This window comes from Wolbachia endosymbiont (group A) of Epagoge grotiana (genome assembly GCF_947251775.1).
GTDB lineage: Bacteria > Pseudomonadota > Alphaproteobacteria > Rickettsiales > Anaplasmataceae > Wolbachia > Wolbachia pipientis.
This window is the reverse complement of the sequence record NZ_OX366387.1, coordinates 1,382,164-1,406,413: the sequence shown is the minus strand read 5'-3', so window position 1 is coordinate 1,406,413 and position 24,250 is coordinate 1,382,164. Positions and strand designations below refer to the sequence as shown.

Annotated in this window: 19 protein-coding genes and 1 pseudogene; 5 read left to right on the top strand and 15 right to left on the bottom strand. The window is 34.8% G+C overall.

Annotated elements, in window-relative coordinates; translation table 11 throughout:
- Positions 1–4: 4 nt before the first annotated feature.
- Genes OPR50_RS06675 through OPR50_RS06655 form a run of 5 tightly spaced genes read right to left on the bottom strand, consistent with a single transcriptional unit; the run spans position 5 to position 4,376 of the window.
- Complete coding sequence (locus tag OPR50_RS06675; protein WP_244226821.1) at positions 5–520, bottom strand: ankyrin repeat domain-containing protein; 516 nt, start codon at positions 518–520, stop codon at positions 5–7.
- 33 nt (positions 521–553) lie between these two features.
- Positions 554–1,504 carry a contractile injection system protein, VgrG/Pvc8 family gene (locus tag OPR50_RS06670; protein ID WP_208571519.1) on the bottom strand — a complete coding sequence of 317 codons (951 nt, stop codon included), beginning with the start codon at positions 1,502–1,504 and terminating at the stop codon, positions 554–556.
- Positions 1,505–1,714: a tail protein X gene (locus OPR50_RS06665; protein WP_208571518.1), complete on the bottom strand. Its 210-nt coding sequence runs from the start codon at positions 1,712–1,714 to the stop codon at positions 1,505–1,507. It lies immediately after the preceding gene.
- Positions 1,711–2,058, bottom strand: a complete 348-nt coding sequence (locus OPR50_RS06660; protein ID WP_208571517.1) for a phage tail protein — start codon at positions 2,056–2,058, stop codon at positions 1,711–1,713. Before OPR50_RS06660 ends, OPR50_RS06665 begins: the two co-directional genes overlap by 4 nt.
- Positions 2,058–4,376, bottom strand: a complete 2,319-nt coding sequence (locus OPR50_RS06655; RefSeq protein ID WP_265023977.1) for a phage tail tape measure protein — start codon at positions 4,374–4,376, stop codon at positions 2,058–2,060. Before OPR50_RS06655 ends, OPR50_RS06660 begins: the two co-directional genes overlap by 1 nt.
- Positions 4,377–4,557: 181 nt before the next feature.
- On the opposite strand from OPR50_RS06655, the gene OPR50_RS06650 reads away from it, so the two are divergent.
- Complete coding sequence (locus OPR50_RS06650; RefSeq protein ID WP_264339584.1) at positions 4,558–6,024, top strand: IS4 family transposase; 1,467 nt, start codon at positions 4,558–4,560, stop codon at positions 6,022–6,024.
- A gap of 42 nt (positions 6,025–6,066) precedes the next feature.
- Here the strand turns inward: OPR50_RS06650 and OPR50_RS06645 are convergent, their stop codons facing one another.
- The 8 genes and pseudogenes from OPR50_RS06645 to OPR50_RS06610 form a co-directional block, all read right to left on the bottom strand.
- Positions 6,067–6,324: a phage tail assembly protein gene (locus OPR50_RS06645; RefSeq protein ID WP_250777628.1), complete on the bottom strand. Its 258-nt coding sequence runs from the start codon at positions 6,322–6,324 to the stop codon at positions 6,067–6,069.
- Between the two features lie 82 nt (positions 6,325–6,406).
- Positions 6,407–6,913, bottom strand: coding sequence for a phage major tail tube protein (locus OPR50_RS06640; RefSeq protein ID WP_265023976.1), 507 nt, complete (start codon positions 6,911–6,913; stop codon positions 6,407–6,409).
- Positions 6,914–6,924: 11 nt separating this feature from the next.
- Positions 6,925–8,112: a phage tail sheath subtilisin-like domain-containing protein gene (locus OPR50_RS06635; RefSeq protein WP_174515985.1), complete on the bottom strand. Its 1,188-nt coding sequence runs from the start codon at positions 8,110–8,112 to the stop codon at positions 6,925–6,927.
- Positions 8,105–8,449, bottom strand: a pseudogene (locus OPR50_RS06630) (hypothetical protein); the annotation flags it as partial. The pseudogene OPR50_RS06630 and the gene OPR50_RS06635, both read right to left, overlap by 8 nt.
- Before the next feature lie 136 nt (positions 8,450–8,585).
- Positions 8,586–10,946, bottom strand: coding sequence for a hypothetical protein (locus OPR50_RS06625; RefSeq protein ID WP_265023975.1), 2,361 nt, complete (start codon positions 10,944–10,946; stop codon positions 8,586–8,588).
- Between the two features lie 10 nt (positions 10,947–10,956).
- On the bottom strand, positions 10,957–12,282 hold the full coding sequence (locus OPR50_RS06620) for an IS4 family transposase (RefSeq protein ID WP_264339118.1): 1,326 nt from the start codon (positions 12,280–12,282) through the stop codon (positions 10,957–10,959).
- Between the two features lie 73 nt (positions 12,283–12,355).
- Entirely contained in the window at positions 12,356–12,625 is a 270-nt protein-coding gene (locus OPR50_RS06615) for a hypothetical protein (protein ID WP_265023974.1), read from the bottom strand.
- A gap of 509 nt (positions 12,626–13,134) precedes the next feature.
- On the bottom strand, positions 13,135–15,210 hold the full coding sequence (locus tag OPR50_RS06610) for a coiled-coil domain-containing protein (protein ID WP_264339460.1): 2,076 nt from the start codon (positions 15,208–15,210) through the stop codon (positions 13,135–13,137).
- Positions 15,211–15,304: 94 nt separating this feature from the next.
- Between OPR50_RS06610 and OPR50_RS06605 the strand changes: the two genes are divergently transcribed.
- Positions 15,305–16,693, top strand: coding sequence for a phosphomannomutase/phosphoglucomutase (locus OPR50_RS06605; protein WP_265023973.1), 1,389 nt, complete (start codon positions 15,305–15,307; stop codon positions 16,691–16,693).
- Positions 16,694–16,799: 106 nt separating this feature from the next.
- Here the strand turns inward: OPR50_RS06605 and OPR50_RS06600 are convergent, their stop codons facing one another.
- A complete protein-coding gene (locus OPR50_RS06600) occupies positions 16,800–17,651 on the bottom strand; it encodes an Rpn family recombination-promoting nuclease/putative transposase (RefSeq protein ID WP_096616857.1) in 852 nt (283 codons plus the stop codon).
- 210 nt (positions 17,652–17,861) lie between these two features.
- Here OPR50_RS06600 and ppdK point away from each other — a divergent pair, with 210 nt between their 5' ends.
- A complete protein-coding gene (ppdK, locus tag OPR50_RS06595; protein ID WP_265023972.1) occupies positions 17,862–20,597 on the top strand; it encodes a pyruvate, phosphate dikinase in 2,736 nt (911 codons plus the stop codon).
- An 85-nt stretch (positions 20,598–20,682) separates the two neighbouring features.
- Here ppdK and OPR50_RS06590 read toward each other — a convergent pair whose 3' ends face one another.
- Positions 20,683–21,726 carry an ankyrin repeat domain-containing protein gene (locus tag OPR50_RS06590; RefSeq protein WP_265023971.1) on the bottom strand — a complete coding sequence of 348 codons (1,044 nt, stop codon included), beginning with the start codon at positions 21,724–21,726 and terminating at the stop codon, positions 20,683–20,685.
- A gap of 113 nt (positions 21,727–21,839) precedes the next feature.
- Here OPR50_RS06590 and glpX point away from each other — a divergent pair, with 113 nt between their 5' ends.
- Entirely contained in the window at positions 21,840–22,766 is a 927-nt protein-coding gene (gene glpX / locus OPR50_RS06585) for a class II fructose-bisphosphatase (RefSeq protein WP_265024331.1), read from the top strand.
- Between the two features lie 81 nt (positions 22,767–22,847).
- Positions 22,848–24,215 (top strand): hypothetical protein, encoded by a 1,368-nt coding sequence (locus OPR50_RS06580; RefSeq protein WP_265023970.1) that lies wholly within the window; start codon positions 22,848–22,850, stop codon positions 24,213–24,215.
- The last annotated feature ends 35 nt before the right edge of the window (positions 24,216–24,250 follow it).

Sequence of the window (24,250 nt, the reverse complement as noted above, 5' to 3'; positions counted from 1 at the left end):
AATATTACTGCTCAGATTCGTGTTCTTTTTCAGCATTATAGAGCAAGTGTATAATTTCATCGTATGGTTTATCTTTATTGTGCCGTGATCTTAGCACAGCTACATCTCTAGGGTTTTTCCCATCTGTGTCTCTAATGTTAGGATCTGCACCTTTATCTAATAAAAATCTAATTATCTTTAAATTGCCTTCATATGTAGCTGCATGTAAAGGTGTCCATCTTTCATATTTCGTAGCATTTATATCAACTCCTTTTTCTACTAAGAATTTTACAACCTCTGCACATCCTTCTTCTGCAGCATAATGTAGTGCTGTTAATTTAGGGATCTGCACATTAATGTCTAATAGATTTTCTACTGAGAATTTTACAACTTCTAAGTTACAATTTTGAGAGGCAGTTCGTAATATTGTTTTATAATTATCTGTAGCTTTTGCTTTCATGTAGCAATAGGTAATAACAACACATATTATCATTGTTATACACCACCAAAAATGTAGCTTATTTCTTGAGTCTCTATTCATATTCAATACTTTTTTCAACATTAAACATTTGTTTTACTGATTTTTTCTTAACGTTGATGCTGATAACATAGTGCGATAACCTGAACTATCTAACACATGTTCTGCTCTATCAATTACCCATTCACCGTCTATATCTTGATAAAACCCTAACAAGCTAAGTTTCGCCTCTGCAAATAGTTCTGGATTACCAGGCATAGTGATATCCAATACTGCATTATTTCGCTTTAGTTGTTTTAACTTAGCATTTGCTGCACTTAGTGCTGATTCTACATTAGAGTAAAGCGTTTGTATGGTATAACTTGGACTACCAGAGCCAACTGTTTCTGATATAGTTTCACCCTTTTCATAGCTATGCCATTTTGCAACCACTGAGTTGTACCTACTCACGCTAAAATGCACTTTCCAATTTATTGTGTCTTGAGGTCTAATAGCTGTTGTTCCTAAAGCTTTTCCAGTTGCCGACTTTGCTTTGCCTTTTGGAATAAAGAGTATATATCCGCCAGCTAGTTTTGCCATTGCTTCGCGTTCTATTGCTATTTTTGTTAGTAAACTTATATCACTTTCTTCTGTTTGGTTAATATGTGGAATCAACACATTTTCAAATTCTTCTGCAACTCTGCACCCATATCCGTGTTTTTCTGCTATTTCATTAACCAAGTTACCTAGAGTAATTTGATGCCATTCTTTAGATACTTTTTCCTTTAATGATAGTCTTAAATTTGTTGCATGAGCCTTTATTAGTAAGGTTTTAGGCGGACTCTGTACCGTAATTTCATTAATTGTATATACACCCATGGGCGTCACTCCGATTTCCCTATACCCTAAAGAAATATTCAATTTATTCGGGATATTTAAGTTTTCATCTCTGTAATCAACATACACTTCAACTACATCGTCTATTGTCCCAGATTCATCTGTGAGGCGCAATGATATAACTCTATCTTTAATTGATTCACATTTATCTATTATAAAATCTGGCTGCATTTATTCCCAGACCTTTAATTTTGACTTTTGTACTGTTTTCTTAATAGTAGAAAGCTTTATCTTTAATCCAGCAGGTAAAAAGCTTCCGTATTCTGCCAAACCTAAGTTCTCTGCTAGTACTAATTCCACTACTCCATCAGTAAATCCGTAATGTTTCCAGCAAATCAGATCTAGCATTTCTCCTTCTTTAGTTAAGTAATATATAGTCATCTATAGCTTTTCAAACTCAAACTAAATTCAACTTTTCTTGGAAATCCACAAGGGAGAAATGATGTTTGCTTTTCTTCTAATCTTGTAATCACAAACTGTCCCAAAACATTTCCCATGTTATCAACCAAAGTGTGAGGTTCTTCTGCTTCTTTTGCACTATTTAATTGACTTAAATTTCCAGGGTTATGAAGATAAGTTATTCCCTCTAAGTCTATATTTTCCACTCCTTGACCAATATTTTGTAGTGACGGCATTTTATTGATGCATTCAATTACACTCCAACGATTTTCTTTACTATACTTCAAACTTATCGGAGTAAATTTATATGGACCAAGAGATAACATCAGTAAAATGTCTCTACTGTATCAAATAAAACATCACGTGACTTTTCTCTTATCCTTTTTATTACTTCATCTGCAAGACCACGAACATCTTGATTTGGTGCTGCTTGTACACTTATGTTGAAATAATTATGTTGAGTTTGGTTAAAAGTTTTATTTTCATATTTGCTTTTTACGTACTCTTTTAGATTTTTCTCATCTACTACAGATTTCTTTTCTGCGATAGCATGTTTAATTTTAACATTATTCCAGCTATTTTTAGAAATTTCTTTCATCACATTATTATTTGATAAAGGATTCCCATTATTAAAAACACTATTTTTAGAAAGTACATTGCTAGCTTCTCCATCAACTAACGAAATAACAGTTTTTCTCTTTTCAAATTCCTTTACTGGACTATTTTTTGACACTTTTCCAAATATGCTACTAACTGTATTTTTCATCCATGAAAAGGCTTCTCCTATAGGTTTAATGAGTGATTTTATGTATTCCAAAAAGCTAGAAAAAAAGTCTTTCACCTTTTGCCAGTTAGTCACAACAAGAGCTGCACCAGTAACAAGACTTGCTATTAAAAATCCAATCGGGTTACTCATTACAGCGAGTGTTACTGCTCTTAGTCCTGTTATTACTGCAGGAAAAACTGTAGCTGATAAAAATGAAAATGTTGCAATTATTTTTGCTCTTAAACCGAGAACTGTACTTGCTAAAAAAGTAAACCCATAACCTAAGCCCACTACTAAGATTTTCAAACTTATTAAAGCTGCTATAGTTCCCATGATTGCTGTAGTTAAGGTTGGATATTTTTCTGCAAATAAGGCTATGCTCCTAGTTTTTTCTTGTAAAAATTCAGCTATAAATTTTAAAGTAGGCAGCATCACCGAGCCCAGGTTCATACCAACTTCAGCTATTGCATTTCGAAGGAGTCTTAATTTATTGGCTGTAGTGTCTGCACGATTTTTGAATTCTTTTTGCAGAGAGCTTCCATACTTTTCTGTATTAGCCAATAACTTTATTGCATCCTCATACTTATTAAAACTTCCAGCTAATAATGCAATATCATCTTGATATTCCTGACCAAAAAGTTTCATAAGGATTGTAGAACGTTCCTGATTATCCATTTTCTTTAGAGTTTGAAAAAAGTAAAGTAGTGCTTTTTCCCCATTTTCACTTATCCTTTGTACCATTTTTTCTGCGGCTATGCCCATTTCTTCTAGTGCTTCCTTAAATTCTTTTCCTTGACCTTCAGCAGTTTGAAGTTTTGAAAGTAGTGCATTTATAGCAGTTGCAGCTTTTGCTGGTTGTTTGCCCAAACTAATGAAAGCATTTACTAAGCTACTTGTTTGTGCAAACTTTAATCCAAACTGCTTTGCAGTACCACCAACTATTGCTAGAGCTTCAACCATATCTTTTGCTTTAGCAGCAGTGTTATCTGACAAGTGGTTGATCACATTACCAACGTGTTCCATTTCACTAACATTAATTCCATAAACGTTAGAAAGTTTAGCTATAGAATCTCCTGCTTGTTCTGCAGACATATCAAATGCTGTAGACATTTTTGCCACTGTTTCTGTAAAATTAAAAAGGTCTTCTTTCTTGATACCAAGCTGTCCACCGCTTGCAGCTATTTGTGCTAATTCTGCGGCTGATAATGGTATTGTTCTTGACATTTCCTTTAACCCTTTGGCAAATTTAGTTGCTTCATTCGTTCCCTTTTTAAAATCAACTACTTTTGTAACATCAGCCATAGCACTTTCAAAATCAATGGCAACTTTAACTGGCGCTGCAAGCGTTAGTCCAAGCCCAATAGTCTCTATAATTTGTGACTTAAAATGTGCTTTGCTTGCTAAAAAACTTTGGTGACTACGTATTGCAGACCCAAGCTTACCATACTTACCTTTTAGCACTTCAATGGACGAGCCAAGTTTATATTGGTCGCTTACTAATGACTTAATATTTCTTCCACTTTTTCTTACTTCTTCATTAAATGAATGCAAAGCATCTCTCTTTTTCAAATATGCTTCTTTTGCTTTTATTGCAGAGGTTTTGGCCTTGTCAAATTCTGCTTTTAAAGTTTTGCTCGGTTTCTCTATTGCCTTCATTTGTTTAGCTAAAGATTTTACTTGATCTTCAAAGCCTTTCCATGACCTCTTGCTAGTCAAAACATCATGACCTAACTGCTTAAACTTTGATACTGATTTTAAAGATAAGTCAAGCTTTCTTATATTCTCACCAAGATGAGTAAGTTGACTGCTACTTCCTTTTATTACAGTACTGAAACTGCCATCTAGGACTGCTCCAATTTTTATAGATAACGTTGACATTGTACCTTCCTCGCTGCTTCATTCCATAGGATAAATTCATTAATTTCCATTTCAAGTATTTGCTCAACCCCGCCCCCTACAACCTTACTATTACCCATAAGTATATAAATAGTAAAAAAGCTGATATTTTACTAATTCAACTTTCTATTATAAATGGATCTATGGTCTAAAAATGGAATATATGATGAAAAGAACTATAAATACTTCAACTGGCGAATGGGCAGAAAGTGAATTTGGAATTGTTAATTTTGGTGATATAAGATTAAGTAAAAGGCTTCTAAAAATAGTTAATAGTTTTGCTGAATCGCCTGAGCGTTCAATAAATCAAGCTTGTGAAGATTGGCATCAAAGTAAAGCAGCTTATAGATTTTTCCAAAACGATGCCATTTCTGAGAGAAAGATATTAGAAAGTCATATAATTAAAACTGTTGAAAGAGCTAAAGAATACTCAACTATCTTAGCTATCCAAGACACGAGTTATATCTCATATAAAAATCATAAAAAGACCGAAGGATTAGGGATTATAGCAGCAAGATTAACATCTAAAACAACTAATTTTAAAACACATGGATTAGTGATGCATACAACGTTTGCAGTTACAACAGAAGGACTGCCTATAGGATTATTGGATCAAAAAATTAGTACTAGACCCTCCTTAGCTGAAGACCTAAAAGAGTTGAAAAGAAGAAGCCATAATACTGCTGTTCCCATAGAAGAGAAAGAAAGCATACGGTGGATAGAATCACTTAAATATTCTACTAATCATCCTGGATTAAAGGATATCAAGGTAGTTACCGTCTGTGACAGAGAAGCAGATATGTATGATTTATTTGAAGTTGCTTCCACTAATCAATCTCTTTTTGTAGTAAGAGGAAATCAAAACAGAACAATAAATAAGAAGTCGACTTATTCTGAAAAAGGTGGTGAAAGGTTGTGGGATCTGATGAATCGCATGTCTTGTCAAGGAGAAATACAAGTGAATATTCCTGCTCGCAATGATAAACCTCAAAGAACAACAGTTTTAGAAGTAAAGTTTAGCAACTTTGTGATGAATGCATCAAAAAATAACGCTAGACGTAAAACCCAAAAACTTCCTAATTTAAGTTTAAATGCTGTCTATGCTATAGAAAAATACCCCCCATTTGGCGAAGAGCCTGTGAACTGGATTTTGTTGACAAATATAAATATTAATAATTTTGAAGAAGCAGTAGAAAAAATACAATGGTATTGCTTAAGATGGAGAATAGAGGTTTTTCATAAAATTTTGAAATCTGGTCTTAAAGTTGAAGAATGTAGGCTCCAAGCAGCAGATAGATTAATCCGCTTTCTTACAATAATGAGTATAATTGCATGGAGAATATTTTTTATCACACTAGTAGCTAGAACAAATCCAAATCTTTCTTGCACTTTCATACTGACTGACGACGAATGGAAGGTTTTATATACCAAAATGCTTAAGACAAAAAACTATCCTGAGACACCACCACCTATAAGAGAAATTGTGAGGTGGGTGGCCAAGTTAGGAGGGTTTTTAGCTCGCAAAAATGACTTAGAACCAGGCCCTATAGCTTTGTGGAAGGGATGGAAACGTCTCTTTGATTTAGCAGAAGGATGGAAACTTGCTCATGAATTTTATACTTGTGGGTAATAGTAAGCCCTACAACAGAGCTGAACATTAATACTTCTGACCTCAAGTCCTTTGAATAACTGGTGAAAAAAAATCCTTTAATACCTCTTGCACTTTCACATAATCAGCAATATCTAACTCTTCAATCGCTTCTTTTGCAACTGATGTCAAATTGGCAGTCAAAGTTACTTCCTTACTTAGATCACTACCATTAAGTCTCTCAATAGCTAGATAATCTCTAACTTTTGGACGTCTAACGGTAAGTTCTGAGACAGAAATACCATCAACTGTTATTGGGTTGTTTAGTGTTATAGTTTGCATAAAATTCTCCTATAAAAAATAAAATCTTGTAAAATGTTGTAACTATTTGATCAACATCTAAAAAATAGAATTCTAAAAATCTTCATATTCCAAGCACCGTTTGAAGTAGTGCCATCTGATCAACACCATTTATCTTTCTAATCATATTTTCAGCATCGATTTCTATTAACTCATTACCACCCATAGTAAGTTTATAGTAATGAGCAGCTACAGTACACTTCAGCGTTGCTTTTTCAGCAGGTTTCCAGTTACCAAAATCAAACTCTTTAAAAATGCCTCTTAAATTGATTATTACTGCTTCAATATCATTACTACCACTCCCTTGCATTCCACCTCTGAGTGTCAAAGAAACTGAATTCCCATTTATTAGACCAAATAGCCTAAAGAGTTCTGTATCGTATTCAGAAAAAGTGAAATCTGCTTCAAGCTTTTCCATGCCCATATCAATATTTATTGGAATATCCATACCACCAGCTCTGTACTCTTCGGTTTTTATGGTAAGCTTCGGCAAGGTTATTTCATCTATTTTTCCTGCATAACCCCGGCCATCAACAAATACGTTAAAATTTCTCAGTATTTTCGGTAACACTTTGCTTTCTCCTAACTTATTACACTATTATTTACGAGATGAGATTTGAATGTTATTTGCTCAGCCGGATATGGTAGTGTAAATTCGAAATCAAAATATACTTTCCCGCTTGCAATATTTGTTGGTGTATTGAGCTCTGGAGTTGCATAACATTTTCCGCTAATAATCGCTCCTTGTACTTTTAAATTGGCCAAATAAGAATTCACCCCCTCAATCACATCATCTATATAAGTTTTGGTGATATTGCGATCAACTGCCCATAAATGAGCTCGAAGTAGACTATCATTGATTAAATCTGCAGTCCTTCTCACTGACAGAAAAGCCCATTTTGAGTCATTTGAACATGTTCTATTTCCCCAAAGCCTATAGCCGTTTTGATGAATTATCGTTGTTACTTCATTTTCATTTAAGTGGTTTGCTCTGCAATTTGCATAACCTAAGCTAAAATCAATAGGCCTGCTTGTGCCAACAATACCATTTATCTCTTTATTTGAAGGTGAATGCCAGAAGCCTTGTTCGCTGTCTATTTTAGCTATTAAACCAGCTACAAATGGACTCGATGGCAAGATTTTTTCTTTTCCTTCAATAAATAACTTAATCCATGGGTCAACTACGTAAACTCTTGAGCTGCCTACACTTTTTCTCCATTTTATTGCTTCTTCATCATTAGTATTTGGTCCGTCTGCAACAATAATTGCTCTTAATTTTTCTGCTATGGAAATTAAAGCACTCACTACTGGATTTACTCCATCTATTTCAGGTAACTGATGAGTAAACTGAGGTGCAATTAATATTCTTGGAGCAACATGAACTATACTTTCACTACTGAGGAATGCCTCTATCCCTTGATATTCTCCAGTCTCTTTATCAACTCCACCGATTATACTTTGAATAGTTTCACTTTCTTTGAGCTTTGGATCGCTGTTTTCACTTTCTTTAACTCGAATAACTACTACTGTTGCACCAATCTGGGAAAATATTCCATTTATTGCAGAAGGTAAACTGCCACTCTTTCCGAGCTTTGCTGCTTCCTTTAAGCTTCCTGCAACTAACACTGGTTTATTTAGCGGAAATTTTTGCTCATCTGCTTCAGGTGCAGTACCAATTACACCTATCACTGATGATTTAGCTGTACGTACTGTCTTTGCTCCTGAGGTTACCTCAATAACATTTACGCCATGTAAAAATTCTTCAGCCATTTCTTTGTATTTTTTTCCTGAAATCATCTAGCAAAGTCTGTAGCTCATTTTCACTTTTGGCTTCTTCAATCTTTCTTTTGGCTAAATCTTCAAGCTCTTCACATTTAATTATTGCTTTTACTGCTTTTTTCACTTTTTCCTCAATTATTCTTGCCATTTCAATAACCGTAATACCACGGACTTTTGCTAAAGGTTCTATAATTTCTTTATCCTTTTCATCTATAGATTCTGGTGCTGCTAGAATGCTTTTTGCGGCTTCCGCTTGAATCTCATAAGATTTAGCTTTTTGGTGAGAATGACCTGCATATTGGTGAGTATGATTATCATAATAGAAACGCTCTACACAGGTCGCGAATAGAAAATATTTTTTATTTCACAACACAACTTAAGATTCAATTTTTATAATCTTCTTGTTGAATTACAAGACGCCATCTTTCTGTAGATAAAATTTCACAACTTCAGAGATAAACAGATTAATATCTTTGTGACTCCTTCGGTTGACTACTTATTGTTACACTACTCAAATAATGATTAGGATTATCATCTGCTTTGCTATTATCCTCTGACAGTTGGCTTTTCTGCCTAATGACAGCAGTCAAAAGATATTTTATTAATTGCTTCATAGAAAACTTAAGTTCTTGGCTACGTTGGTGTTCTGCTTCCTTAACTTCTCGATTTGAACCTTCAAAAGGAATTGCTTTGGTTGCTTGTACTACCTCTTTCACATTTTTGCTATTTTGCAAGTTATCAAGGTATTCTCTAGCTGTTATGCTTACTTCTTTTTTATCTAAATAATCCAGAAATTTTTCGCTATTTAACTTCATATCAGCATTAATGAGCAATGGCACGCTACCTTTTACATTAATTTTAGTCCCAAAGTCATATAATTGCACTCTGGATACTTCTTGACCATCAATTTTAATAAGACCAAGCTCTTTATCCTGTTCTGCAAGAAGTTCTCGTTCTGTTTTAATTTCTCTTGTTAGGGTTTGCTTATCTTCATCATCTAATAGATCATTAGCTTGATTAATATCAAAGTGTTCAAGGAGAAAGCCTTTTTCTCCTATTTCATAGCTGGCAAACCCCATTCCTTTTTCCACAACTTGTATAAGCTGATCAACGCTTTTTAGTTCAGAAACAAATGCTGTATTGCTATCAAAATACGCGTAATTATCACTCATTCTGTAAATGGCTACAACATGATTACTTGTTACTAAGTGAAGAGCAAAATCACCATTAATTTTAGCTATATAATTTGATAAATCACTAAGCACTTTACAACCCCTACTATGAGTTAAGCTTGAAGGCAAAGTACTTGTAACACAATCTGCCTGCTCTTCAAAATTACTAAGCAACTTACTAAAAGTAAAAGCCTCTTTTTCTTCCCTTTTCGATATCTGCTTACCTTGAGCTATACGCTCATAAATTTCAGATGAAGTTTTTAGATTATTTAAAAGTGATTTGTTTTCGTGTAAAGATAAAGCTTGAGATAAACCACGGGTAGTTGTTACGCATTTACCATTAACATTAACTCCTCGCTTTTCAAAAGAAGGCAAATAAAGGCCTTGTTTCACTAATTCAATAGATACATTTGGAAAGCTGCTAGATACAAACTGCAAAAGCGCTGCCTGTTGCTCTTTATCAAAATGTAATGACTGTACATGAGATAATGTTAATTCTAAGTACTCTAATAGTAGTTCACGTATTCCATTTTGATTTTGAAGTCGTATAGTGCCTCTAATCAATGGATCATTGTCACGACTTTGTCCAGCATTAGTACCAGTGTTTCGAAATTCTCTTGAGATTTCTCTTCTCAGATCTTGAAAGTACTGTTCATTTCTAGGAGGATTTTGATCATCCTGATTATTCAAGCCTGGAACATTTAACGTAAGACGGCGACGCATCTCATCCAACATACCTAGACCCCTTTCTCCAAGGTTATTATTTCCTTGTAAAACTTGATTGATATCTCTGGCATTTTCCAAAGCCCACAAGCCACAATTGTGATTATCTCTTTGTTGTACTAACAAATTACCTTGCTGATCAGCAAGAATGTTATGGATATTAGCATTATTAATACCACTATCTTCTAAAGCTAGTCTAACATCATTTGGAATACCGCCACCAGCTGAGTTAGCATAATAACAATAATAATTCTCATTTTGGTAAACAATAGTTAATGTAACCCAATGAACGTTACCTAAATTAACAATTAAAGTTAATATCCTTCTTTCACCATTTTCTCCACCACGAAGCCTTTGCAGATTTTCACGTACCCATTGATACTCTTGACGTACTACTTGCCCATCATCATCACGTCGCTCTGGCTCTGTTATCTGTGCTTCTGAAGTTATTGCAAACAATTGATCATTTTCAACATTAAAGCCATACCTTCTTGCAGCATCAAATACATCACGGTGTTGAAGCCAATAATGATAATTAAGATTATCTGTTGCAAAATCTAATGTAAGTATATCATGTACATTTTCTAGCTGATCAAAATTACCATTTGGATTATTTTGAATATACGCATTTATTAGTTGTAATACTTGTTCTTGATTACGAGCAGCTCTTCTTGGTTCATAATGACGATTAATTTTATGTATATAAAGATTTTCTGGAATAGTTATAAGTTCTTCCGCTCTCTGTGCAGCTAAATTAAGTACAACAGGACAGAAAACTATCTCATCTTCAGAAGTAATAGGCAAATATCCTCTTTGTTTGCTCATCAATTCTGTTATTCTGTACCTTGCCTCGTTTTGCTCCTGTTCTACTTCTTCTTCATTATCAGCAAATCCTAATACATATACAATTGGGTGAGTATCTGAATCCATACGCGTCAAGTTAAGAGATTGTGAGCAAATTTAGAGAGGTTAAAGTGGATACTCTAGCCCTTCTACGTTTGTCTTTTAATGAAAATCGCGACCAAGTTATAGTGAGTTTTTTAAGAAATGCTTTTAAACTATTAATTTTGGTTAATACTAAAAATAACTCTCTAACCCGCCTTTTTAGCTCAATAAATGCCTTTGTTAAGCTAAGTTCTGTATTCTTTTTCACTTCTGTGCAACCAACTATGCCGTGAAATATAAGAATTGCGCACAATTTAGCATATAGTTCACATAATACTCTGCATGGCTTTCCTTTTAGCTTATCAAGCCTGATATGGCTTTTATACAATTTAAATAATAACTCAATTTGCCACCTTACTCTGTAAATCGTTAATACTTGCTCAGCACTAATTTTATTTTCTGGAACATTAGTTATAAATATTGACCAGTTCAACAATTTTTGATTTCTTTTAGAGGATGTATATCCCTGCGATCTTGCTAATCTATTAGCTTTCCTTCTTCTGGCCATAGACTGTTCTTCAGTTAGTTTCTGACATATAATTCTTACTCTAATTTTTGCTTCTTTTCCTAACAATACCTCGTTTTCTAAAAATAACTTATCCTCTAAACATTCTAATAACTCCATTTTTTGATTTGTTTCTACATCATATATGTTGGTATCGGATTTATAACGACTTATGAAATAAGCTCCTATTTCATTGATTTGTTTAAAAGAACTTGGCACAAAATAACCGAGATCAGATATTAGCAAATCATTGCTTAATATATTACTTAAATGTTTCCTATATCCCTGGTCTGATCTTACCCCCTCCGTTAAATTAAGTTGGTCTATTATCTGATTCATGTAGTCGAAAACTAATTGTAACTTTATTCCAGACTTAGTATTGCTTTCATAGCCACTGTAGCTAGTACCATAACCTTTATACATCTCTTCCATACTGTTAGGTAGAGTAATATAGCTACTGTCCAATAATTTAACACTATTAAATTGCTGTAAGATTTTGCAATCAACTTGCAAGATATTTTTAAAGAGAATCACAGATTCATTATACATCCTTTTCATAAATTCCACTGCTTCTTCAGTAAATCTAAAATCCAAACCTTGTTTTGTTATATCTATCGAGTCCTCGTTTAGTAATTGACACATTGTTTCTACGCTACAATTATCAACTCCTATATTACCCAAGACCATGGCTTTTACGAATGATGAACCTTTTAGCTTTCTCTTTCTTTTTATAAACCTTGTTGTAATTGAGATTTTCTCTGCTTTTTCATTAAAAAATTCTTTGAGCTTTTTTGATAAGCAAGTTATTTTATTCATTGGTTCTCTCACTAAAAGTATATCTGGGAGAACTTATACCTTATTATTCTATCTCTTTCATACCTTTATTTCCTTAACTTGACGCGTATGGTATCTTCAACAACCCTCTTATTGTTCCAATAACCTGCTGTTTGCTACACATTAGCTGTCTTCTGCTTCCAAGCGCTATTTTAATTTGACAACTGATTTTACTAACACTTCTCATCATCTGCGCTATACCCCTCGCATCGTTTTTATCATTCTTATTGATTCTTGCAGACAACGCTGCTGCCATATGCCTTGCATCTACACAAATTACTGGTAATCCAAAACTCCTTAACTCTTTGCACATTGATATTGACAACTATCCACTTTCTATTCCTATGGGTTCGTATTTTTTGCCTTGGCTAATCTGCTATTGCCTTACTTTCGCTTGCAACAACTTCTTCCTTAACAACTTTTCCTTTCTCATCAACGATACTTATAAAAGTTTCTTTTAATGAGATCGCTATAATATTTCATGACCTACTGTAAAAGTTTAAATTATTTTTGAAGAACCAATTCATTGAATTTGTTACTTCGTGCTAAAATAATGGAGTATGTCTCTCCATCATTCAATAGCAATTACAGTATGTTTAGCTATAATTTGAAAAACAAAAATTCGTCATTCCGCTACTAGTTAGCGGGATCTAGAGGTACCGCGGCGGCATGACGTAGGATTGCTGTCATCCCGCTGCTTGTTAGTGGCTAAGAGATACTGTGAATAAATCACGGTATGACGGTTAAGTATCCCGCTACGTGTTAGCGGCTGAGATAACGCGAATAAATCGCGGGATGACGTGTTGCTTGGGTCAGCTATAGAAGCAAAACTCATCATTTTGAAAGAGGAGGAGATTTTTCCGGACCCTCAGCAGGGATTGATTTTGGATCTGATAATTCTGTATTTACCTTGATTGGCTCTAATGGAGTTTTCTGCTCTTCCGGTTTATCATCTGGAATTGGAACAGGCCAATCCATAATGTTTTGCGGTATAACTTCTGCTTCTTTAGCTTCTTTTTGACCTGTTGAAGATGATGCATCAACTCCTGCATTTTTAGTAACTTCTTGTTTGAGTTGTTTATTTTCTTCTTGTAATTGCTTTAAATTTTTCTTTAACTCGTCAATCTCTCTTATTTTTTGTTTTAATTGTTCAGATATAGTTAGTTTGTCTCTAGTCAATTTTTTGTTTTCTTGTCTTAACCCACTAGCTGTTCTGCTTGAGTTGTTGTTTACAGCTTGTATACCTTGGTCTTGCTGCTGCATGCTTGTTCCTCTACTTTCATATTCAACTTCAGTTTGAGTTGCCTGACCTTTTTCCTGCTGTAATATGTTCTGCAGTTGCTCTAGACTCTCTTTGGCAGATTTCAACTCTTCTTGTAACATATCTTCCTTTTCCTTAAGCTGACGTTGAAGCTTTTCTATTTCCCCCTTCGTATTTTCTTCGCTTAGCTCATCTGCAAGTGATCTTCCAGGTTCAAGTTGTCGAATTTTCCTCTCTAAGTCTTCCTTTTCTCTCTGTAATTCATTTAATTCTTTAGACAATTGGTTCGCCGTTTCAGCCAATGTATTGTTTTCCTTTTTTGTTTCCATTAACTGTTCTGCCAACTGCTTTTTATGATCATCGTTTAAACCTTCCACTATTTTCTTCAGGTCATTCTCCAAATTTGCATTCTTTTCCTTTAGTACAGTTAAATTAGCTTCACTTTGCTTCAATTTTCTCTGTAATTCTTTATTTGCCTCATTTGTTTCACCTTCCTTATCTTTCAACTGATCATTTAAGTTCTTTATTACATCATTTTTATCCTGTAGTTCTTCCTCTTGTTCCTTTATTCTTTGACCTCTTTCAAATATCGCTCGCTGTTGTTCATTGACTTTATCTCTCAAGGAGTCACGTTCTAATCTTAGATCCTCAAGCTGCTTTGCCTGCACTGCAAAATATTTAGCAAATGTTTCTTTTTCTTCCTCTAATTCCTCAACTTCATCTTTTAATCCTTCTTGCTCATACTCTTCTTCATCACCAGACATATCATCCTCAAATATTTCATCTTCATCACTAAATTCACTGCTGGTGGATATAGAACTTCTACGTGAAGAAGGTGTGCTAGGAGAGGAATACCCACTGCTGCTTGGTGTAGGTGACTGTGGTGATATATGTAGATCTTTTGTAAATATTTCCTCTGCTGGTACTTGCTGATCGTCTACACTCTTGGATATGCCAGTAAAAGCTTGATACAGAGTTTTTCCGTTGATAAAAACTTCTTTATTTTGTCCAACTAACTTTAATACTTCTTCTGAACTCGTTATTCCTCCAAATTTTGGCTCACCAATAACACTCTGTATACCACCAGAATCCAATTTTACGGTCATGCTACAGTCTATGCTGTTACCTTCAGAATCCTTAGCCTGCCAATTAATGGTCATTTCACATGAGCTTGAACCAGTAAAATCATAGTGCCTTTCGCTGCCTTTTTTGGTTGCAGTTATTTGACTATCTTTCCCTAAAGATATGTTATAAACCTTACCTTCACTGCTAGCTCTTAAAATATTGCTAATTTCTATTGGTTTTTCTTCATTTTCAAATCTAATTTTGAAGTCATCATCTTTTGTTGAATACGCTAAGAAATTTTGATTTGGTAAAGATGCTTCAAATTCTCTATGTGTTTCATTTATTGATTGCTCAAATTTTTGGAACTCCTTTTCCCACTTTAAATTTATCTGTCCTGTAATGTTCTCATCTTTGCGTAAAGGGCCAATAAAATACCAGATTAAATTTTTTTCCTCCAATTGTTTTATAGTCTCTTGAAAGCTGCTACAAGATTCAATCACATCTAAAATATCCTTTTTCTTCTGTTCATCTACATCTAAACTTTGACTTTCAGCTATAAATACATTTTCGTTTTCCTGTGGCATAATTTTACATTTTAAAAAATATACTATAATATTAACAGATTTCTTTAAAAAGTCAACTAATTGTTGGATAAATAAACTTGAGCATTTGGCCAAAATGTTATATAGTAGTCACTTCAAGAAGTACAGTATGGACAATACCATTATAAGAAAATACGATATTAGAGGTATAATAGGCAAAGACTTGCAGATTAATGATGGGTACGAGATAGGTAGAAAGTTTGGCCAAACCGTAGTTAGTGTTTGTGTCGGCTACGACAGCAGAATAGATTCACCAGGTATAGAAAGAGAATTAATTAGGGGCTTAACTTTATCCGGTGCAAATGTTATACGCGTTGGACTATGCTCTTCACCTATGCTTTACGCTGCAACACAAATCACACAGGCGGATCTTGGTATCATAATAACTGCCTCTCATAACCCCAGCGAATATAATGGCTTTAAATTTTTTAGTAATAAAAAAGTCTTCTCAGATCAAGAAATGAAGGAAATTATAAGCAGTCCAATTAAAAACAGCACAAGAATTGGAAGCTTAATTAACATAAATATATATAGTGAGTACATTAGCATATTGAAAAGTGCAGTGAAGAATAATACTACACAGAAATTAAAAATAGCCTGGGATTGTGGAAATAGTCCAGCAAGTGGAATTATAAGGTATATTGAAAAGATCTTGCCTGGTCATACGCATATCGTAACCAATAACTCTATAGATGGGGCATTTCCACTGCATGATCCAGATCCCATAGAGGAAAAGAACCTCGCTCAATTAATTGACATTGTGAAGGAATGTGAATGTGATCTTGGCATTGCGCTAGATGGCGATAGCGATAGGGTGCGCTTAATTGATAATAAAGGCAACGTTGTTTCCAATGACCATTTATTTATAATTTTTGCACGTGAAGTGTTGGAGGAATATCCAGAAAGCAAAGTTATTGCTAACGTAAAAATGAGTATGAAAGTGCATGATTTTGTTAGTAAGTTAGGAGGGCAAGTTATTACCTGCGCTACTGGACATTCACTAGTTAAGAAGAAGATGGTAGAGGAAGAGGCAAAGTTTGCTGGTGAATTAAGCGGGCACTTCTTCTTTTCTGAGCTAGGTTTTGATGATGGGCTATATTCTGCTGTTAAAGCAGTTGACATTTTGCTTAAGAAAAACCAAAGCCTATCTCAGGTAATTGAGGATTTACCGAAGTTATATATCACTCATGAAGTAAAGATTGTAGTGAAAGATGAGAAAAAATTTCAAATAATTGAATCAATAAAGAAAACACTGGAGAAGCAAAATATTGTATTTTCAGATCTTGATGGTGTTAAAGTAACCGATAATAAAGGTTGGTGGCTTCTTAGGGTATCAAATACGCAAAACTGCATTACAGCAAGATGCGAAGGAGAGACTTTAGAGGGTTTTGAACTTACTAAAAAGGTTTTGTTCCATTACATTGATGAAGCAAGGTCTTTAAATTGTAGCTACTCACAGAAATAAATTTGATTTATAAAATTGACATGAAAGTATAAAGATAAATAGGCTAAATGTACTTATCACCTGGTCAGGCTGCAGCATTATTTCGTGTAACCGTTTGCGGGTCCACTTAATTCTGCAATTCTTTGATCTCACTCATGGAGAGGCCAGTAAACTTAACAATAGTGGTGACATCAACATTATTAGCCAGCATTGTTTTTGCAACTTCAATTTTTCCTTCCTTTTTAGCATCATCAAGTTTTTGTTCAAGAACAGCCCGTTCATCACGAATACGTTTTATTTCCTGTTCGTAGGCAATAAATTCTTTCTCTGACCAGTTGAATCTATTTAGTTCTTCATATGCCTTTTTAATTATTACATCACTACCTATTATCTTTTCCAATTCTTCTTCGCTAGTTTCATCTGCATATTTAAAATAATAGATCCATTTTTCAACTATACTCTCCAATTGGTCTTCTTTAGTTTTAGGAAATTTTGGTAACTCAATAAATGTAAAATAAAAATCTTTTAAATCATGTTCATAGCTATCTTTGTCTAACATTACATGATCTGACTTATACTCAGATTTATTAGGAAAGAGAATACAATCAGCAATAGCTATAAAAATGATTTCTTTAAGATCCTGATATTGATCACCTTTATCAGCTTGCCTTGAATAAGCTTTAGCAGCGTAATATTGAGCGCGTTTTTCAAAGCCTTTAGTTTTGGCAACTTGCATTTCGACTATTACTTGCACCCCATTTTCATCCCTGCAAAGAACATCAACGATACTTTGTTTTTTAGAGGCAATTTCAGCATCTTGAATAGTGCTGAGGAATTCTATTTCTTTTATTTCATCTTTGCCAGTGAACCCCAAAATATCATTGAGAAAGTGAATGAGGATGTCTTTATTTTTTTCAGTACCAAAAATACGCCGAAACGCAACATCATTCTTGGGGTCGAGAAACTTAGAAAGAGCCATAAAAAAATTTTTAAATGTATCTTTATATTATATATTCTTATTGATAATAATTCAATAATTTGTCATCTTTTTTGTTAACTTTACTGATGTTGCCAGAGGGAACGTTGTTGCAAAATTTTGTAAAATTTATTATCCTAAGGTTTCAAGTCCTCACAGGTTTATTGGAACTATATGTACAATGTGTTTATCAGTGAAAATCCGGAGAAAATGATGGGGGAAAAGTTAATACATTACTTTAGCCAGGGTAAATGCGAAGGCAATGCAGAAATGAAAAATCTGCTGGGAGGAAAGGGGGCAAATTTAGCAGAAATGTGCAATGTTGGCATTCCTGTTCCACCTGGTTTCACAATTTCCACCTCTGCTTGCAAAGTCTATTATCAAGACAATAGATCTTCTGTCATCCAAGTAGCTGACTACTCGGATCCAGAAAAAAATGTGGTCACGCACTGGAATGACATATGTAGTGAAATCAAAAACTACATGGCGATGCTCGAAAATGACATCGGTTGTAAGTTTGGGGATTTAAATAACCCCTTATTAGTTTCAATACGCTCTGGTAGTGTTAGTTCAATGCCGGGCATGCTTGATACTATTTTAAATGTTGGCCTAAATGATGAAACCGTTGTTGGGCTTGCAAAAAAAAGTGGCGAACGTTTTGCTTACGATAGCTACTGCCGTTTCATCATGATGTACTCCAATGTTGTACTACAGCTTGATCATCACCTATTTCAAGATGTTATTGATAATAAGCAGCAAAAGAGTGGAGCAAAAAGCTTAGCTGATCTTGATGTTGATGTTTTAAAAGAAATTGTTAACAATTTCAAAAGGATAGTACATGAAAAAACAGGAAAACATTTCCCGCAGAACGTTGAAGAGCAATTGTTAAACTCAGTTAATGCAGTATTTGCCTCTTGGAAAAATGATAGGGCTGTTTCCTATAGAAGAATACATAATATTCCTGAAAACCTTGGAACAGCGGTCAACGTGCAAGCAATGGTTTTTGGTAATTTAAATGATAATTCTGCAACTGGTGTGATATTTACACGAAATCCTTCAACTGGAGAAAAAAAATACTTTGGTGAATTTCTGATTAATGCTCAGGGTGAGGATGTGGTTTCTGGTGTTTATACTCCTATGCCAATTGACGGAGAGCAAAAAAACACCATGGAGAAGTTGCTGCCAAGTGTCTACCGAGAATTATGTGTGGTATGTGAAAAACTTGAAAGGCATTATAAAGACATGCAGGATATCGAATTTACTGTACAGGACGGTAAATTATGGATTTTGCAGACTAGGTCTTGCAAGCGCACGGCTGAAGCTGCTATTCGCATAATAGTTGATATGGTAAACGAAGGAACGATTACAAAAGAAGAAGGAATATTGAGAATTGATCCAAAAACCTTTGACAATTTATTGCATCCAGTTCTTGACGTTGAGAGTGACCAAAAAGTAATAGGGAAGGGGCTATCTGCTTCTCCAGGTGTTGCTTCTGGATATGTAGTGTTTAGTGCAAGTGATGCTGAAAAAGCTGCAGAGCAGGGTAAAAAAGTGATTTTAGTAAGGTCAGAAACGAGTCCTGAAGATATTAATGGAATGAATGCTGCAAGCGGCATAGTAACAGCACGGGGAGGGATGACCTCGCATGCTGCTGTTGTAACCCGTGGAATGGGTAAGCCATGCATTTGCAGTGTAAGTGGACTTTATATCGATAAAGATGGAATTTTCTTTTCTGTAGGGGATACAAAAGTAAATAAAGGTGAACCAATTACCATCAACGGAGGAACAGGGGAGGTTATGCTTGGCATTCTTCCTACAATTTCGCCTGAATTATCGCAAGAATTCAAAACGATAATCAACTGGATAGATGAAATCAAAACGATCAAAGTGAGAGCGAACGCTGATACTCCAAAAGATGCAAAAATTGCAAAAGAATTCGGTGCAGAAGGTATAGGCTTATGTCGCACAGAACATATGTTTTTCGCTAGTGATAGAATCGAATTCATTCAAAAATTGATAATAGCTGACGATGAAAATGAAAGGGCAAATGCGCTCATTAAACTAGAAGAAATGCAAAAGTCTGATTTCAAAGAAATATTTTCTATTATGGAGGGCAGGGAAGTCACTATACGGTTGCTTGATCCACCTTTGCATGAATTTTTACCCAATGATCAGTCTACTATAGAAAAAATTGCCAAATCACTTAGTAAGTCAGTTGAGTCAGTAAAAAATAAAATAGCACAGTTATCAGAAAAGAACCCAATGCTTGGCCATCGAGGTTGTAGACTTGCTATTTCTCATCCTGAAATATATAGCATGCAGATTAGGGCAATACTTAGTGCTGCAAGTGAATTAAAGAAAGAAAAGAAGATAGAAGTGGAACCTGAAATCATGATTCCTTTTATCATGAGTGAGAAAGAGTTTGTTCTGATATGCGAGCTAGCAAAGAAAGAATCCTCTGTCATCTCAGCTAGGATCCAGATGCAGATTCCAGCGTCACGCGCTGGAATGACATCAGACAAGGCGTACTCAATTGGAACGATGATAGAACTACCAAGAGCAGCACTGATTGCTGATAAGTTAGCAAAACATGCAGAGTTTTTTAGTTTTGGCACTAATGATTTAACGCAAACAACCATGGGACTTTCAAGAGATGATTCAGTTAATTTCCTCGATTCTTATAAGGAAAGCAACATATTTGACAATGATCCATTTGAAGTGCTGGACATCGAAGGGGTAGGGGAGTTAATCAAGATAGCCATTGAAAGAGGCAAAAAAACCCGAAAAGAAATAAAACTGGGTATATGTGGAGAGCATGGAGCAGATCCAAAATCTATAGAGTTTCTCATCGAATCAGGGGTAGATTATGTTTCATGCTCACCCTATAGAGTACCGATTGCAAAGTTAGTGGCAGCACAGTTTAGTGTTAGATCTAAATTTGCTAGGTAAGTATAGTGGCAGTGTTGGCTACTCATATGGTTTGAGCCCACCAGAGGGTGTCATTCCAGCGCGTGACGCTGGAATCTAGTTTTTATTATGACCTTCTGGATCCCAGTGTCTGGGCACTGGGATGACATCCTGTTACACGTTCAACTTCATTCTCTCTCATCTCCCTATAACTTGGTAATGTAGAATTTTTTACATGCAACCCGGTATATATTGCAATCAAAGCAGCTATGACACTGCAAACTACTGCACCAGCTACAAATGGAACCATCACAGCAGCAGTAATGAATAATCCTGTAATAACAACTCCAACAACATCTTTTGTCAATGAGGTGTAAAAATCCTTTTTGCTCTCTTTATATTTAGTTTCTTGTTCATTTGGCATAGAAAATTGAGAATTTGTGAAGACATTTTTATTATTATCACAATCTGATATAGTAGTTTTGCCGGTATTTGTTTCTATTGTTAATACAGGCGTTTCATTTTCGTTACTATGACCTGGCTGATCATTAACACTACTTGACACAGGTTGGTTAGCATTTGCTTCTGTTACTATAGGAGGTGCTGGTACTATATTTTCTTCTACATTGGATGTTTCTGGTGTAATAAAATTTAATAGTATCTGAGTAATTTCTTCAACTTGTGTAGTTTGTTCTTTATCCATGGCCACCTTTAAAGCCTTTTGCATGTTTTCATCATTTACATGACCTAACAATAATTTAACTCCCTGGACATACTTTTGAGTAACAGCACAGAGCAAAGCGTTAAATTTTTCTTCTTCATTAAACTTACCACTATCCAGGAGTATTCTTACAACATCAGCTTGCTTAGTCGTTATAGCTTCGCTCAATCCAGCTTTTACATGTTTGAATTGACCAGTATTGCCTTCAGTTTTCAACTCTGTGAGTAATTTAATAATGTGTAGAAATATAGCACGATCATTGGTGTTGTCTGTAATATTAGGTCCCTTTGAATTAACAATATGCCCAAGTAAAGTATAATGATATTTATTTGTTTTTTTTATTTTTATCCTATTTTCTTTGAGCTTCTCACCAAACTCCTCAGCAGTTATATTAGGATTGTTAGTTACAATTTCCTTTATCTTTTCATAAGTCATGTCAAATTTTACCACTATTACTATCTAATTTATTATAGCAACTTTCCCAAAACCAGTCAAGGCATATTGCAGTTTCAAGCAGCATGATATATCATGATACATATTGAATATAGTTCTTAAAGCAAATGATGGAAGATTTAGCCTATAAATTAGTTAAAGTGACCGAAGCTGCAGCACTTGCTGCGTATAAATTGGCAGGCTTTGGTGATGAAAAAAGGGCTGATCAGGTTGCAGTTGATGCAATGCGTACAGTATTAAATTCAATGGAAATAAATGGTACTATCGTAATTGGTGAAGGTGAGAGAGATGAAGCGCCGATGCTATATATTGGCGAGAAGGTTGGCACTGGAAATGGTCCTGAAATCGACATTGCCGTTGACCCACTTGAGGGCACTACGATTTGTGCTCATTACAAACCAGGGGCAATGTCTGTTCTTGCTGCAACGAAAAAAGGTAATTTTTTACATGCACCTGATGTTTATATGGAAAAAATAGCGGTAGGAAAAAATCTTCCAGAGGGTGTAGTCTCACTAAAAAATAGCATTGAAAAGAATCTAGACAATTTAGCCAAGGCAAAAAAGTGCAAAGTGAATGATCTCGTGGTAACTGTACTTAAACGTGAAAGGCATGGTGAATTAATAGAGAAAATCAGGAAATTAGGATCAAAAATTAAACTAATAGATGATGGTGATGTTGCGGCCATAGTTTCACTAGTAAATGGCAATCATGATATGTATATCGGTATAGGAGGAGCACCAGAGGGAGTGCTTGCGGCTGCAGCGCTAAGCTCTATCGACGGACAGATGGAGGGAAGATTAGTACTTGATACGGATCAGTTAAGAGAAAGAGCAAAAAATTTAAATATTGATGACCCAGAAAAAGTCTACGCCGTAAAAGATATGGCAAGAGGTGAATCAGTGTTCATTGCAACTGGAGTAACAAGCGGAGAACTTGTGGATGGAGTTAAATTGAATCATAATACCTATTCAACTAATTCTTTAATAATTCTGCCTAATAGGCTGATAAAGCTGCAAACAATGCAGAACTTATGTTAGCTTTTTTAGTTTCTAATTTTAGCTTTACAACATTTAGCATTAAGATATAATCAAGTTTACTTATAACAATAGAGGTGTGAAATGTTTTCTAGTATTATAAATCTATTTAATGGTTTGTACAAAAATTCGAGTACCAAGGAAAGTGAAGAAAAGTTGACTCTTCTATCTCCTCAAGCAAATCTTCAATTCGATGAGACTCAGGTACAAAGTGTGCTCTCAGATTTTGAGGAATTGGAGTTTAAGGATAATAAGTGTTTTGACAAAATAGCAGACGATTATGAAAAGAAGGGGGAGAGTGCCCTTTTTAACTATGTAATATTGAATAAGCGGAAAGAAATAATCGATATATTAGATAGGAATCTTCCTCTCCTCGAAGAACAGGAGGAGTTTAGAAAGAAATATGGTCAATATGTTCTTCAAATTGACAAAGGAATGAGTTATGGAAAAGAACTTCAAGATGGACTTCGGTCTTTTGAAGATAGGGCAGAAAAAGTATTATCAGATTTTGAAAGATTGAATTTTGATTTTAAGGATAATAAGTGTGAAGATTCTTCTGATTTCGTAAATTATAATAACGGTTGGCCGGCAGATCCATTTGACAAGATAGCAAATTATTATCGAGAGGATGATATTTTCCTTTTCAATTATGTGGTATTGAGTAAGCGAAAAGAAATAATGGGTATATTGGATAAGAAGCTTACTTCTAAAGATCAGGAGGAGTTAAAAGAAAATTTTAAAAAGAGGTTGGGTAGATATCTTATTCGAATTGGTGAAAGAATGAGCGATGGACAAGAATTTCTAAAAACTGGTAGTGCAATTGCTTTCTTTGATGGGTGTTATGTGCCATGTCCATATGCAAACCGTCTTCTTAATCATTATGACCATCTTAATATCAACATTACTAAACCTGAACAAAGTTTAGAAACCAGTCGTCTTTTCACTGAAAAAACTAAAAGAATGGAAGAAGAGAAAAGCGAGGTAAAAAGAGCAAAAATATACAGCAATGGTGAAAGAATAGTAACAATTGAGAAGAATGAGAAACAACAGAGGAACTACTCCTTTACAAAATTTGCAATATGTGACATCGAAATTAGTTGGGGTGCAAAAGATGAATCTGGAAAAGACCTTAACTGTACTGTTGTTCTAAATATAAATTTAGGTCAAGTTAGTATTAAAAAATCAACTATTGACGGTAAAGATGTTGAACCAAAGAAAATTTTAGAGTTAGCTAAGCAAAACGAGGCTGTGCTTATAAAAGGTAAAGCTTTACATGAAGTTTTAGCAGCACATTTCATTAAGCAAACACCATGTGAGGAAAAGAAGGATATGCAATCGCACGAGAATATCGTTGTACCTGGTTCCGGTGCACCTCGCTCTATTAATGAGGAAATAACTGTAGAGCATCCGTTCGGGAAAGCGGCAAATAAAGATAATCATAGAGAAATGTGAGTTTACAACAAATGGTGCCATGAAAGTAGCTGATA

Bases quoted from the DNA above. Each gene is read 5' to 3' on its own strand.
- OPR50_RS06645 (WP_250777628.1), bottom strand. From the start codon at position 6,324: ATGCAAACTATAACACTAAACAACCCAATAACAGTTGATGGTATTTCT.
- OPR50_RS06600 (WP_096616857.1), bottom strand. From the start codon at position 17,651: ATGGCTCTTTCTAAGTTTCTCGACCCCAAGAATGATGTTGCGTTTCGG.
- OPR50_RS06655 (WP_265023977.1), bottom strand. From the start codon at position 4,376: ATGTCAACGTTATCTATAAAAATTGGAGCAGTCCTAGATGGCAGTTTC.
- OPR50_RS06675 (WP_244226821.1), bottom strand. From the start codon at position 520: ATGAATAGAGACTCAAGAAATAAGCTACATTTTTGGTGGTGTATAACA.
- OPR50_RS06650 (WP_264339584.1), top strand. From the start codon at position 4,558: ATGATGAAAAGAACTATAAATACTTCAACTGGCGAATGGGCAGAAAGT.
- OPR50_RS06635 (WP_174515985.1), bottom strand. From the start codon at position 8,112: ATGGCTGAAGAATTTTTACATGGCGTAAATGTTATTGAGGTAACCTCA.
- OPR50_RS06670 (WP_208571519.1), bottom strand. From the start codon at position 1,504: ATGCAGCCAGATTTTATAATAGATAAATGTGAATCAATTAAAGATAGA.
- OPR50_RS06610 (WP_264339460.1), bottom strand. From the start codon at position 15,210: ATGCCACAGGAAAACGAAAATGTATTTATAGCTGAAAGTCAAAGTTTA.
- OPR50_RS06665 (WP_208571518.1), bottom strand. From the start codon at position 1,714: ATGACTATATATTACTTAACTAAAGAAGGAGAAATGCTAGATCTGATT.
- OPR50_RS06620 (WP_264339118.1), bottom strand. From the start codon at position 12,282: ATGAATAAAATAACTTGCTTATCAAAAAAGCTCAAAGAATTTTTTAAT.
- glpX (WP_265024331.1), top strand. From the start codon at position 21,840: ATGGAAGATTTAGCCTATAAATTAGTTAAAGTGACCGAAGCTGCAGCA.
- ppdK (WP_265023972.1), top strand. From the start codon at position 17,862: ATGGGGGAAAAGTTAATACATTACTTTAGCCAGGGTAAATGCGAAGGC.
- OPR50_RS06580 (WP_265023970.1), top strand. From the start codon at position 22,848: ATGTTTTCTAGTATTATAAATCTATTTAATGGTTTGTACAAAAATTCG.
- OPR50_RS06660 (WP_208571517.1), bottom strand. From the start codon at position 2,058: ATGTTATCTCTTGGTCCATATAAATTTACTCCGATAAGTTTGAAGTAT.
- OPR50_RS06625 (WP_265023975.1), bottom strand. From the start codon at position 10,946: ATGGATTCAGATACTCACCCAATTGTATATGTATTAGGATTTGCTGAT.
- OPR50_RS06605 (WP_265023973.1), top strand. From the start codon at position 15,305: ATGTTATATAGTAGTCACTTCAAGAAGTACAGTATGGACAATACCATT.